At 73.0% G+C, this 11,678-nt stretch carries 13 protein-coding genes; 5 read left to right on the top strand and 8 right to left on the bottom strand.

Features of this window, described 5'->3' with window-relative positions; translation table 11 throughout:
* The first annotated feature begins 67 nt into the window (after window positions 1-67).
* Window positions 68-688, top strand: a complete 621-nt coding sequence (locus tag M2302_RS23055) for a putative glycolipid-binding domain-containing protein (protein ID WP_280839927.1) — start codon at window positions 68-70, stop codon at window positions 686-688.
* A gap of 10 nt (window positions 689-698) precedes the next feature.
* On the opposite strand, the gene M2302_RS23050 is transcribed toward M2302_RS23055, so the two are convergent.
* The 3 genes from M2302_RS23050 to M2302_RS23040 are packed head-to-tail and all read right to left on the bottom strand — an operon-like array spanning window position 699 to window position 3,151.
* Entirely contained in the window at window positions 699-1,790 is a 1,092-nt protein-coding gene (locus M2302_RS23050) for a PLP-dependent cysteine synthase family protein (protein WP_280839926.1), read from the bottom strand.
* A 22-nt stretch (window positions 1,791-1,812) separates the two neighbouring features.
* Window positions 1,813-2,646: an SDR family oxidoreductase gene (locus M2302_RS23045; RefSeq protein WP_280839925.1), complete on the bottom strand. Its 834-nt coding sequence runs from the start codon at window positions 2,644-2,646 to the stop codon at window positions 1,813-1,815.
* A 46-nt stretch (window positions 2,647-2,692) separates the two neighbouring features.
* Complete coding sequence (locus tag M2302_RS23040; protein ID WP_280839924.1) at window positions 2,693-3,151, bottom strand: Lrp/AsnC family transcriptional regulator; 459 nt, start codon at window positions 3,149-3,151, stop codon at window positions 2,693-2,695.
* A 268-nt stretch (window positions 3,152-3,419) separates the two neighbouring features.
* Between M2302_RS23040 and M2302_RS23035 the strand changes: the two genes are divergently transcribed.
* The gene (locus M2302_RS23035; protein WP_088959312.1) at window positions 3,420-3,686 is read left to right on the top strand and encodes a BldC family transcriptional regulator; all 267 of its coding nucleotides are present in this window, start codon (window positions 3,420-3,422) and stop codon (window positions 3,684-3,686) included.
* A gap of 72 nt (window positions 3,687-3,758) precedes the next feature.
* Here M2302_RS23035 and M2302_RS23030 read toward each other — a convergent pair whose 3' ends face one another.
* Complete coding sequence (locus M2302_RS23030) at window positions 3,759-4,388, bottom strand: UbiX family flavin prenyltransferase (protein ID WP_280839923.1); 630 nt, start codon at window positions 4,386-4,388, stop codon at window positions 3,759-3,761.
* Window positions 4,389-4,550: 162 nt separating this feature from the next.
* Here M2302_RS23030 and M2302_RS23025 point away from each other — a divergent pair, with 162 nt between their 5' ends.
* The gene (locus tag M2302_RS23025) at window positions 4,551-5,507 is read left to right on the top strand and encodes a terpene synthase (protein ID WP_280839922.1); all 957 of its coding nucleotides are present in this window, start codon (window positions 4,551-4,553) and stop codon (window positions 5,505-5,507) included.
* 27 nt (window positions 5,508-5,534) lie between these two features.
* Here the strand turns inward: M2302_RS23025 and mqnP are convergent, their stop codons facing one another.
* Window positions 5,535-6,446: a menaquinone biosynthesis prenyltransferase MqnP gene (gene mqnP / locus M2302_RS23020; protein ID WP_280839921.1), complete on the bottom strand. Its 912-nt coding sequence runs from the start codon at window positions 6,444-6,446 to the stop codon at window positions 5,535-5,537.
* Complete coding sequence (locus tag M2302_RS23015) at window positions 6,446-7,906, bottom strand: menaquinone biosynthesis decarboxylase (protein ID WP_210778277.1); 1,461 nt, start codon at window positions 7,904-7,906, stop codon at window positions 6,446-6,448. Before M2302_RS23015 ends, mqnP begins: the two co-directional genes overlap by 1 nt.
* A gap of 256 nt (window positions 7,907-8,162) precedes the next feature.
* On the opposite strand from M2302_RS23015, the gene M2302_RS23010 reads away from it, so the two are divergent.
* Window positions 8,163-9,035 (top strand): alpha/beta hydrolase, encoded by an 873-nt coding sequence (locus tag M2302_RS23010; protein WP_280839920.1) that lies wholly within the window; start codon window positions 8,163-8,165, stop codon window positions 9,033-9,035.
* Window positions 9,036-9,045: 10 nt separating this feature from the next.
* Here M2302_RS23010 and M2302_RS23005 read toward each other — a convergent pair whose 3' ends face one another.
* Window positions 9,046-9,600, bottom strand: a complete 555-nt coding sequence (locus M2302_RS23005; protein WP_280839919.1) for a carboxymuconolactone decarboxylase family protein — start codon at window positions 9,598-9,600, stop codon at window positions 9,046-9,048.
* Window positions 9,601-9,663: 63 nt separating this feature from the next.
* Here M2302_RS23005 and M2302_RS23000 point away from each other — a divergent pair, with 63 nt between their 5' ends.
* Window positions 9,664-10,140, top strand: coding sequence for a MarR family winged helix-turn-helix transcriptional regulator (locus M2302_RS23000; protein ID WP_280839918.1), 477 nt, complete (start codon window positions 9,664-9,666; stop codon window positions 10,138-10,140).
* Between the two features lie 20 nt (window positions 10,141-10,160).
* Here M2302_RS23000 and M2302_RS22995 read toward each other — a convergent pair whose 3' ends face one another.
* Window positions 10,161-11,645, bottom strand: a complete 1,485-nt coding sequence (locus tag M2302_RS22995) for an ATP-binding protein (RefSeq protein WP_280839917.1) — start codon at window positions 11,643-11,645, stop codon at window positions 10,161-10,163.
* Window positions 11,646-11,678 lie beyond the last annotated feature (33 nt).

Here is an 11,678-nt window from a genome sequence, read left to right as displayed (position 1 = left end):
CTCGCGCTCCGCGGCGGCGTTTCCGCATGCGCTGCCGGTGTCGGCCGGCTGGCGTAACGTCCGAATCATGCCGAGGTCACTCTTCTGGAGCCGGACGGACATCGCCGGCGCCGAGCACGCCGTCCTCGACGACGGCCCCGGATTCGTCGCGCACGGCACCCAGGTCGCCGTGGACCCCATCGGATGGACGTGCCGCTACCAGCTGACCGCCGGCGCGGACGGGGCCACCAAGTCGCTGGAGGTGACGACCGAGGGGGCGGGCTGGTCGCGGCGGGTGCGGCTGGAGCGCGGCGGGGACGGCTGGCGGGTGACCACCGCCGAGCAGGGCGACCTCGACGCGGCGCTGCGGGCCGCCGGGCAGCCGCCGGCCGGGCTGCCGGGCGCCGACGACCCGGACCGGCTGTACGACGCCCTCGACGTCGACCTGAGCGGGTCGCCGCTCTTCAACGCCCTGCCGGTCCGGCGGCTGGGGCTGACCGGGGCGACGCCGGACCTCCCGCACACGGTCACCGTGGCGTGGGTGCTGGCGCCGAGCCTGGAGGTGGTCCCCGCCGAGCAGGTCTACACCCCGCTCGGGCCGGGGCGGGTCCGGTTCGCCAGCGACGGCTTCCGGGCCGAGCTGACCCTCGACGCCGACGGCCTGGTGCGGCACTATCCCGGCCTGGCCGAGCGGGTCGACGCCCGCTGAGCCGGCCGGTTCAGACCGGCCAGGCGCCGCTGTCGAGGAACCGTTCGATCGTGGCCAGGTGCGGGGCCAGGTCCAGCCCCTGCGCGGACACCCAGGCGTCGTCGTAGTAGGTGCGGGCGTACCGGTCGCCGGCGTCGCAGATCAGGGTGACCACCGAGCCGGTCCGGCCGGCGGCGAGCATCTCGGCGATCAGCCCGAAGGCGCCCCAGAGGTTGGTGCCGGTGGAGCCGCCGACCCGGCGGCCGAGCACGGCCGAGCCGGCGCGCATGGCGGCCAGCGAGGCGGCGTCCGGGACCTGGGTCATCCGGTCCACCACCGAGGGCAGGAAGGACGCCTCGACGGTCGGCCGCCCGATCCCCTCGATCCGCGAGCCGCGACCGGTGCGCACCGACCAGTCGGCGGCCTGCCAGGCCGGGTAGAACGCCGAGTTCTCCGGGTCGACCACGCAGAGCTTGGTGGGCAGCCGCCGGTAGCGGGCGTACCGGCCGATGGTGGCGCTGGTGCCGCCGGTGCCGGCGCCCATCACGACCCAGGCCGGGATCGGGTGCCGCTCCAGCGAGAGCTGCGCGTAGATCGACTCGGCGATGTTGTTGTTGCCCCGCCAGTCGGTGGCCCGCTCGGCGTAGGTGAACTGGTCCATGAAGTGCCCGCCGCTGTCCTCGGCCAGCCAGCGCGCCTCGATCACCACCTTGGCCGGGTCCTCGACCAGGTGGCAGCGTCCGCCGTGGAACTCGATCTGGGTGATCTTCTCGGGTGAGGTGGAGGCGGGCATCACCGCCACGAACGGCAGCTCCAGCATCCGCGCGAAGTACGCCTCGGAGACCGCCGTGGAGCCGGAGGACGCCTCGATGATGGTGGTCTCCGGGCCGATCCAGCCGTTGCAGAGCCCGTACAGGAAGAGCGAACGGGCCAGCCGGTGCTTGAGCGAGCCGGTGGGGTGGACCGACTCGTCCTTGAGGTAGAGGTCGATCCCCCAGGCCCGGGGCAGCGGGAAGGGCAGCAGGTGGGTGTCGGCGGAGCGGTTGGCGTCCGCCTCGACCGTGGCGATCGCCTCGGTCACCCAGATCCGGCTGGCCTCGTCGCACCGGTCGAGATGAGTCACGCCGGCAACGTTACAAGTGAGCTCAGCTCCCGTCCGGCCCGACCCGGTGCCGCTGCCGGCGCTGCCCGGCCCGGCCGACGGCCCGGACCACCGGGGTCAGCGCGAGCGCCAGCCGCGGCAGCGCGTCCAGCAGCCGTACCTGCGCGCCGCGCCAGCGGGGCAGGCTGACCACCGGACGGGGGTGGCGGGCCAGCCGGGCGGCCCGCGCCGCGACCCGCTGCGGGGTCAGCATCGTCCCGGTGAAGGAGGCCAGCGCCCCCGGGTCGTCGAGCCGGTCGTGCAGCATCGGCGTCCAGATCCCGTCCGGGCACAGGCACGACACGTGTACGTCGGTCAGGCCGGCCATCCGCAGGTCGGCCAGGGTGCCGAGGCTGAACGCCAGCAGCGCGTGCTTGCTGGCCGCGTAGACGGTCTCGCCGGGCGCGGCGATCAGTCCGGCGAGGGAGACGACGTTGAGCACGTGCCCGTGCCCCTGCGCGCGCATCACGGCCAGCGCGGCCAGGGTGCCGGTCATCGCGCCGAGCGCGTTCACCTCAACCACCCGTCGCCGGGTCGCCGCGTCGTGCTCCCAGGACGGCCCGGTGACCAGGATGCCGGCGTTGTTGACCCAGAGCCCGAGCCCGCCGGCCGTCCCGCCGGCCGCCTCGGCGGCGACCTCGGCGCAGGCCGCCTCGTCGCGCACGTCCAGCGCCCGGGACCAGCCACCGAGCGGCGCGGCGGCGGTGGCGGCCGCGCCGGCGTCCAGGTCGGTCAGGAGTACGGACCAGCCGTCGGCCTGCAGCGCGGCGGCGATGGCCCGGCCCAGCCCACCGGCCGCACCGGTGACCACGGCGGCGCCGCGTACGGGGGTCGTCATCGGCGCAAGGTATCGCTGCCGGGCGGGCGACGCCAGAGCCGGACGGTCAGCTCCCCGGCGTCCCGAGCGGCTGCGGGCGGTTCTCCCACTTGGTCGACAGGGCGATGCCGGTGCGGGTGGACGCCACGCCCGGGGTGCGGTTGAGCCGCACGATCAGCGCCTCCAGCTCGGCGATCGTGCCGACCCGCGCCTTGAGCAGGAAGGACTCGACGCCGGCCATGAAGTAGCAGGACTCGATCTCGGGCATCTGGCGGAACGCCTCCAGCACGTCCTCGGCGTCCCCGCCGGAGTCCTCGACGATGCCGATCAGCGCGGTCACGCCGAGCCCGACCGCCTCCGGCTCCACCTCCGCCCGGTACGCCCGGATCACGCCGCCGGACTCCAGCTTGCCGACCCGCTCGTGCACGGCCGGGGCGGAGAGGCCGACCTGCCGGGCGAGTTCGGCGTACGACAGTCGGGCGTTGCCGCGCAGCAGGTCGACGAGGCTCAGGTCGATGGCGTCCACGGAAGGTGACCCTAGCTGTCCGGGCGTAACGTCGGGCGGCCGGCACCCGTTGAACATGACAACACGTAACTATTTGCAGACTCAGCGTGATGGGGGCCGGACCCGGGTAATATTTCCTAACTTCCCACTCAGTGCGTTTTTCGCGTTTGGCGGACAGGCCAGGTCGCTGGTGCTGTAATTGCCATACGTCCCTCATGACGGCTCTGGGCTCGCACCGGCCGGGGGCAGTGTGTTCAGCCGAGGGCTTCGTCGACGCGAGGAGGGGGCTGTGGACACTGGAGATCGCCTGCTGACACCGGGTGAGGTCGCCGCGTTGTTTCGGGTTGACCCGAAGACTGTGACGCGATGGGCGGCGGCCGGCCGGATCGGCAGCATCCGGACTCCAGGCGGGCATCGCCGGTTTCGGGAATCCGAGGTGCGGGCCCTGCTGGAAGGGGAGGGCATGCTGGACGAGGGGGAGGACATCGGCAAGCCGCGCAATGTCGGTCCCGCCGCCTCGACCGGACCGGGGCCGGCCAACGCCGGGATGTACTGAATGGTGCGAGACGGATCGCGGGCCGGCCGACAGGTCCGGTCCGCGCCCGTCTGAGGCGAGGTTCCGCTCCCGCTACGACCGGTCGGCGGCCAACTGCCCCGACCACCGCCGGAACAACGTGTGCGGCACGCCGAGCGCGTCCAGCACCTTGCCGGCCACGAAGTCGACCAACTGCTGTGCGGTGGCCGAGGCTCCGGAGCCGTAAAAGCCCGGACTGGCCGGCAGCACCACCGCCCCGGCATCGTGCAACGCGATCAGGTGTTCCAGGTGGCTGCGGGTCACCGGCGTCTCCCGGGGCACCACCACCACCGGCCGGCGCTCCTTGAGGTTGACCTCGGCCGCGCGCTGCAACAGGTCCTTGGAGAGCCCGACGGCGATACCGGCGCAGGCGGCCGTGCTCGCCGGCACCACCGCCATCCCGCGTACCCGGTAGGAGCCGCTGCTGGGGCCGGCGGCGATGTCACCGGCCGGCCAGTGCCGCACGTCGGCATCGGCGAGGTCGCGACCCAGCCAGGCGGCCAGGTCCTCGGCCCAGTGGCCGTCCCGGAACGGGCGGCCGGTCTCGTCGAGCACGGTCAGCCGGGCGGCCCGGGAGACGATCAGGTCCACCGGCTCGCCGGCGTCGAGCAGCCCGTTGACGACCGCCGCCGCGTACGGGGTGCCGGACGCGCCGGAGACCCCGACCACCCATGGTTCGCGCATGTCGTCCAGCCTGCCTGGTCGCCGCCGCGCCCCGCCCGGCGACCCCCCGACCGCTGCGCTGCGTGTCGCCGCGGCACCCCGCTGTGCGCGGGGACGGCGGGAGCGTGGCGGACCTGCCATGCTGCCGTCGGCGGCCCACGCCGCACGGGAAGGGATCGAGCCATGGTCGAGGAGGTGCTCCGGTCGCTGCGGGCCGGGTGCCCGATCCCGCCCCGGCTCTCGCCGTACGCGGACCCGGTGCAGGAGTGGCTGCTGGACCGACTGCCCCGGCTGGGCGTACCGCTGGACTCCAGCGCCCGGGAGCGGCTGGACCGGGCCGGCTTCGCCCGGTACGCGGGCCGGCTCTACCCGGACGCCACCGAGCCGGACCTGCGTACCCTGGCCGCCCTGTTCACCTGGTTCTTCCTGGTCGACGACGCCTGCGACGGGCCGGACCGGCTCGCGCCGGAGCAGATCAGGGCGCTGCGGGCCGGGGCTTTGAGCCTGCTGCGGGACGGCCCACGCCGGCGGCATCCCGGGTTCGGCGGGCCGCTGCGCCGGCTGCTGGTCGACGCCTGGCGGGTGCCCCGGCGCCGGATGCCGGCCCGCTGGCGGCTGCGCTTCGCCGACGCGGTCGCCGACCACCTGGACGGCACGTGGCGGGAGTCGGTCGCCAAGGACCTCGGCCGGCGCCCCTCGGTCGCCGAGTACGTCCAGCTGCGCCGGGCGACGTCGGCGGCGTACGTCTCGTACCCGCTGATCGAGTTCGCCACCGGGCGGCCGTTGCCGGACCCGGTCTACCACCACCCGGCGCTGCGCCGGATCGGCGAGCTCGGCAACGACCTGCTCTCCTGGTACAACGACCTCGCCTCGCTGGAGCGGGACCGGGCCACCTCGGGCGGGCACAACCTGGTGCTGGCGGTGGCCGGCGAACGGGGGGTGCCACTGGACACCGCCGTGGACCTGACCGCCGAGCGCTGGCAGGCGGCGATGGACCGCTTCGTCGCGCTCCGCGCCGACGTGCCGTCGTTCGGCCCCGCCCTCGACCCGGCCGTCACCACCCACCTCGACGGCGTCGCCAACGCCGTCCGCGGCACCCTCGACTGGACCCTGGAAAGCGCCCGCTACCCCACCCCCTGACCCCGCCTTCCGGCCGGGTGGGGTCGGTCAGGGGTGGAGGTGGAGGCGGATGGTGAGGTCGAGCAGGGCGAAGAGGAAGAGGGCGATGCCGACGAAGCCGTTCGCGGTGAAGAACGCCCGGTTGACCTTGCTCAGGTCGGTGGGGCTGACCACCACGTGCTGGTAGCCGAAGGCGAGGGCGGTGAACGCCAGGCCGATCCACCACAGCCAGCCGAAGCCGACCAGCGCGCCGAACCAGATGAACAGCGCGAAGGTGACCACGTGCGCGACGGTGGAGGCGTGCAGCGCGAAGCGCAGCCCGTACCGGGCCGGGACGCTGTGCACGCCGATCTCCCGGTCGACGTCGGCGTCCTGACAGGCGTAGATCAGGTCGAAGCCGCCGATCCACAGCCCCACCGCCACGCCGAGCAGCCAGGCCGGCCAGGAGCCGTCCAGGGTGCCGGTGACCGCGAGCCAGGCGCCGACCGGTCCGACCGCCTGGGCGATCGCCAGGATGGCGTGCGGCCAGTTGGTGAACCGCTTGCCGTACGGGTAGACGACCAGCGGGATCACCGCGAGCGGCGCGAGCACCAGGCAGAGCGGGTTGAGCAACGCGGCGGCGGCCAGGAAGACCACCAGCGCGACGGCCGCGCCGGTCCAGGCCGTGCGCACGCTCACCGCGCCGGTGACCAGTTCCCGGTTCGCGGTACGCGGGTTCCGGGCGTCGATCCGCCGGTCGAGGATGCGGTTGGCGGCCATCGCGAACGTCCGCGCCCCCACCATCGCCACGGTGATCAGCAGCAGGTCGAGCCAGCGCACCCGCCCGCCGTCGACCCGCATCGCGGTCAGCGCCGACAGGTACGCGAAGGGCAGCGCGAAGACGGAGTGCTCGATCGCGACCAGCTTGAGGAAGGACTTGACCCGGCCCGGGCGTTCGACGGGCTCCAGCACGGCCGTCATCAGATTCCGTACTCCTTCCAGCGCTTGTCGACCAGGGAGGCGACCTCCGGCGACATGGTCATCTCCTCCGGCCAGCCCCGGGTGTAGCCCTCGGCGGGCAGCTTGCGGGTCGCGTCGACGCCGGCCTTGCCGCCCCAGAACTGCTGGTACGACGAGTGGTCGAGGTGGTCCACCGGGCCCTCGGTGAGCAGCAGGTCGCGGGCGTAGTCGACGTTGCCGAAGGCGCGGAAGGCGACCTCGTTGTAGTCGTGCACGTCGCAGTCCTCGTCGACGATCACGATCAGCTTGGTCAGCGACATCAGGTGCGCGCCCCAGATCGCGTTCATCACCTTCTGCGCGTGCTTCGGGTAGCGCTTGCGGATCGACACGATCGCGCAGTTGTGGAACACCCCGGCGGCCGGCAGGTCGTAGTCGACGATGTCCGGGATCAGCAGCTTGAGCAGCGGCTGGAAGATCCGCTCGGTGGCCTTGCCCAGGCCGTGGTCCTCCTGCGGCGGCTTGGAGGTGACGATCGAGTGGTAGACCGGGTCGCGCTGCATGGTCATCGCCTCGATGTGCAGCACCGGGAACGGCTCGACCGGGGTGTAGAAGCCGGTGTGATCGCCGAACGGCCCCTCGGGCAGCCGCTCGCCGGGCTCCAGGTAGCCCTCCAGCACGATCTGGGCATGCGCGGGCACCTGCAACGGCACGGTGAGGCAGTCGACCATCTCGACCCGCTCGCCGCGCAGGAAACCGGCGAACAGGTACTCGTCGATGTCGCCGGGGAGCGGGGCGCTCGCCGCGTAGCTGACCACCGGGTCGCAGCCGATGGCGACGGCCACCGGCAGCCGCTGCCCGAGCCGCTCGGCGACGGCGTGGTGCGCGGTGGAGTCCTTGTGGATCTGCCAGTGCATGCCCAGCGTGTTGCGGCTGTGCTGCTGGAGGCGGTAGAGCCCGAGGTTGCGCTTGCCGGTCTCCGGGTGCTTGGTGTGGGTCAGCCCGTAGTTGTGGAAGATCCCGCCGTCGCCGGGCCACACCTGCAGGCCGGGCAGCCGGTTCAGGTCGACGTCGTCGCCGCGGTAGACCACCTGCTGGCAGGGGGCGGTCTTCACCTTGCGCGGCGGCACCGACTTGAGCTGCATGACCTTGCCCAGGCCCTCGCGGATGCCGGACCAGCCGACCGGCAGCTCCGGCTTGACCAGCGCGCCGATCCGGTCGCCGATCTCGTCCAGCGACTCGACGCCGAGCGCCATCGCCATCCGCTTCTCGGTGCCGAAGAGGTTGATCGCCACCGGCATCTCGCCCCGGGTGGGCCGCTCGAAGAGCAGCGCCGGGCCGCCCGCCCGGACGGTCCGGGTGACCACCTCGCTGATCTCCAGCGTGGGGTCGACCGGGACGCTCACCCGCCGCAGCTCGCCCGCGCGCTCCAGCGCCGCGAGGAAGTCCTTGAGATCGGTGTACGGGAAGCCACGAGCCGCCATGCCGCCAGTCTCCCGCACCCCGGGACGCCCCGCCCACGCCGGGTCGGCCCGGGCGGTGTGCGTCTCCCCACGCCTCCCGGCGCACGGCGCGGCGGCGAAGTCCCGTCCGGTCCGGGCCCCGGACGGCCCGCCACCTCGCCCGGCGGGCGTCCGCCGCCCGCAGGCTCGACGAACCACCGCCCAGCCGCGAGGCGCGCGTCGGCATGGGTGGTGGCCGGCCGGGTAGTCGAGCCGCCGGTCGAGACGGGGAGCGGCGATGGGCGACGGGCGGGTACCGGCGGGGTTCTACGAGCAGCGAGCCCAGGTCGGCGATGTGGCGATCAACTACGTCCGGGGCGGCCGGGGGCCCACCCTGGTGCTGCTGCACGGCTATCCGCAGTGCTGGCGGATGTGGCGGGGGCTGCTGCCGCAACTGGCCACCTCGTACCAGGTGGTCGCGCCCGACCTGCGCGGCTTCGGCGACAGCGACGCGCCACCCGACGGGTACGACAAGAAGACCCTGGCGGCCGACGTGCACGGGCTGCTGACCGGGCTGGGCCTGGCCGGTGACATCCGGCTGGTCGGCCACGATCTGGGCACGATGGTCGCGTACGCCTACGCCGCCGCCCATCCCGACGCGGTGTCCCGGCTGGTGCTGACCGAGGCGCCGATCCCGGACGAGAGCGTCTACGCGTTCCCCGCGCTCACCGCCGCCGGGCCGGCGCTGTGGAACTTCGGCTTCTTCAACGTCGCCAACGGCCTGCCGGAGGAGATGGTGGCCGGCCGGGAGGCGCTCTGGGTGGAGCGCTTCACCGACTCGATCATGGTCAACACGGGCAGCATCAGTGCCGACGACGTCGACGAGTACGCCCGGCACCTGAGCGACCCCGCCCACCTGCGGGCCAGCTTCGCCTGCTTTCGGGCCTTGAGCCAGGACGTCGCGGACAACGCGGCGTACCGGGAGACACCGCTGGCCATGCCGGTGCTCGCGGTCGGCGCGCAGGCCAGCCTGGGTGAAGGGGTGGCCGACCAGGTGCGCCGGTACGCCACCACGGTCACCGGTCAGGTGATCGAGGACAGCGGTCACTGGATCTTCGAGGAGCGGCCGGTGGAGACGAGCGCCCTGCTGGTGACCTTCCTACGGGAGTGAGCCCCGCCGGTCAGGCGGCCGGCTCCCAGGCGTATCCGGCCAGGGCGGGGTCGAGCGGGGCGTCGGTGAGTCGGTTGGCGAAGGTGGAGATCGTGTACGTGCCGACGCCGAGCACCACGTCGAGGGCGTGCCGGGAGCGCCAGCCGGCGGCGAGGAACGCGTCCAGCTCGCCCTGGGGCACCGCGCCCCGGTGGTCGAGGACGGCGACGGTGAACCGGCGCAGCGCCTCCAGCCTCGGATCGGCCAGCGGCGCGCCGGCCCGCAGCGCGGCCGTCAGGGCCGGATCGGCACCGTGCCGGGTGAGGGTGGCGGTGTGCATCGCCACGCAGACGTGGCACTCGTTGCGGGTGGCGACGGTCAGCACCACGACCTCCCGCTCGACCGGGTCGAGGTCGGTGGACTCGAAGGTGGCGTTGGCGGTGAGGAAGCCCTTGAGCAGCTCGGGCGACTCGGCCATCCGGGCGACGGCCTCGGGGAGGTGACCGAGCCTGCGCTGCACGCCGGCCATGGTGGGGCGGGCGGCGGCGGGCGCGGTCTCGGGAGTGTGGGCGGTGAAGACGGACATGGCGAAACCCCTCGGGTACGATCGTCAACGTGGTTGACCAAATAGTAAACGAGGTTGTCGAACATGACAACGCCTGAGTCTGACCGTCCCGGCTTCGTGCTGCCCCTGCTGCTGCTCGCCGGCTTCCGTACCCTGATCGACGACCTGCACGCCGAGCTGGCCCGGCAGGGGCACCCGGATCTGCGGCCACTGCACGGCTTCGTCCTCCAGGCCGTCGGCGTCGACGGCACCACCGCCGGCGAGCTGGGCCAGCGCCTCGGCGTCTCCAAGCAGGCGGCCGGCAAGACCGTCGACCGGCTGGTCGCGCTCGGCTACCTGGAACGCGCCGACGACCCCACCGACGCCCGGCGCAAGCTGGTCCGGATGACCGAGCGGGGGGTCGACGGGCTGCGCCGCTCGGCGGTCGTCTTCGACGCGCTGCGCGAGCGCTGGGTGGCCACCCTCGGCGCGGAGCGGGTCAGCGCGATGGAGGACGACCTGCGGCGGGTGACCCCGGACCAGTTCTTCCGCCTCGACGTCCCCGGCTGGTTCGGCGGCTGACCCGCCGAGCCCTGATCGCCTCAGGCCCTGGCGTAGAGCATGTCGAGATCCACCAGAACGACGTCCTCGCGACTGCTCGCCGCACCCGTCAACTCCTCCGTGAAACCCTCCGCGCTCGCCAGCAGCAGTCGGGTATCGCGCGCGTCGAAGCCGGGTCGCGGAAGCAGCAGCTCGCGCAGCCGCCCGAGCCGTTCCAGATCGGGTACGCCCAGCCGGCGGCCCCACTTCACCTCACCGATGGCGAGCAGTGGGCGGGGGCCGTCGCCGAGGGGCGGCTCGCCGAGCGCGACGAGGTCGAGTTCGTGACTGGTCCGGGTGGCGGGATCGGTCAACGTGGCCGCGCTGGCCTCACCGACCAACCCGCCCAGGACGTCCGGATCGGCGAAGCGCAACGACCACTGCCGGACGATCTCCTCGAACCGCGGCCCGAGCACCGCGCTGGCGTACCGGCGCTGTGATCGACGCCAGACGTCTCCGCCCCGGCGCTGCTCCAACGCCGTCCAGGCCGGTCGCATGACCGCCTGGTAGAAGGTGATGAGGGGTTCGGTGATCCGGTAACTGCTGCGCCCGCTCCGCAGCGGATCCGGCTCGCGGAGCAGGAGGCCGGCGTCCTCCAGCACGGTGAGGGGGTGTTGCAGCTCATTCGCCTTCCGCCCGATGTAGCCGGCGATTCCGCCACGACTGGCGTTCCCCTCGGCAACTGCGGCAAGCACCGAGTGGTAGAGCGCCGTGTCACGCAGGTCCGGGTCTTCCGCCAACAGGTACCGCGCCTCCCGAAAGAGTGGACGCGCCGGGTTGAGCACCGCGCGGGTGACCCAGGCGTCGAAGTCCTCCAGCCCGGTCGGTGCGTCGTCCTGGACGTACTCCCTCCGGTAGGCCGGTGTGCCGCCGACGATGGCGAACACCTTCACCGCCAGCGCCGGGTCTTCGATGCCCCAGAAGGTCGCCGCCGCGCGGTAGTCGAGGGGCTGGACCGACAGTTCCAGCCCAGCCCGGCCGCGCAGCGGGGCCGAACCGGCAAGGAGATTGCCCATGAAGGACAGGGCCGAGCCGCAGAGCAGGAGGCGGGTCCGCGACCCGACCCGCTCCGGCCGTCCCGGCGTGAGTGCGTGCTGAATGATCGACGGCAGGTCCCGTGCGGCGCGGACCAGGTACGGGAACTCGTCGATCACCACGGTCGTCGGCCGGTCGCGTCCGAGGGCGAGCAGCGCGTCGACGGCGCCGGCCCAGTCGGCAAGGTGGACGGGCCCGGGGGCGCCCGTGAACGCGCCGATCGCTTCGCCGAGCCGTCGGAGCGACTCCGCGGACGTCGCCTCCGTGGCCCCGAAGTAGAAGCCTCTGCTCGCCCGGGCGAGTTCGTACAGCAGCAGCGTCTTGCCCTGCCGACGTCGACCACTGACCACCCCGAGCGTGGCGCCCGGACGCTCGTCGGCGGCGAAGCGGGCCAACTCGGTCCACTCGACGTCCCGATCGAAGATCACTTGCGGCTTCGCCAGCCCGGTCATGCCGTCACCGCATCTCGTAGAAGTACAGTTCTT

The sequence above is a fragment of the Micromonospora sp. A200 genome (assembly GCF_029893845.1).
Classification (GTDB): domain Bacteria; phylum Actinomycetota; class Actinomycetes; order Mycobacteriales; family Micromonosporaceae; genus Micromonospora; species Micromonospora purpureochromogenes.
This window is presented reverse-complemented; position numbering and strand designations above follow the sequence as displayed.

Coding starts and splice junctions, on each gene's coding strand:
- M2302_RS23015 (WP_210778277.1), bottom strand. CDS start 7,906: ATGGCGGCTCGTGGCTTCCCGTACACCGATCTCAAGGACTTCCTCGCG.
- M2302_RS23000 (WP_280839918.1), top strand. CDS start 9,664: ATGACAACGCCTGAGTCTGACCGTCCCGGCTTCGTGCTGCCCCTGCTG.
- mqnP (WP_280839921.1), bottom strand. CDS start 6,446: ATGACGGCCGTGCTGGAGCCCGTCGAACGCCCGGGCCGGGTCAAGTCC.
- M2302_RS23025 (WP_280839922.1), top strand. CDS start 4,551: ATGGTCGAGGAGGTGCTCCGGTCGCTGCGGGCCGGGTGCCCGATCCCG.
- M2302_RS23010 (WP_280839920.1), top strand. CDS start 8,163: ATGGGCGACGGGCGGGTACCGGCGGGGTTCTACGAGCAGCGAGCCCAG.
- M2302_RS23030 (WP_280839923.1), bottom strand. CDS start 4,388: ATGCGCGAACCATGGGTGGTCGGGGTCTCCGGCGCGTCCGGCACCCCG.
- M2302_RS23005 (WP_280839919.1), bottom strand. CDS start 9,600: ATGTCCGTCTTCACCGCCCACACTCCCGAGACCGCGCCCGCCGCCGCC.
- M2302_RS22995 (WP_280839917.1), bottom strand. CDS start 11,645: ATGACCGGGCTGGCGAAGCCGCAAGTGATCTTCGATCGGGACGTCGAG.
- M2302_RS23045 (WP_280839925.1), bottom strand. CDS start 2,646: ATGACGACCCCCGTACGCGGCGCCGCCGTGGTCACCGGTGCGGCCGGT.
- M2302_RS23055 (WP_280839927.1), top strand. CDS start 68: ATGCCGAGGTCACTCTTCTGGAGCCGGACGGACATCGCCGGCGCCGAG.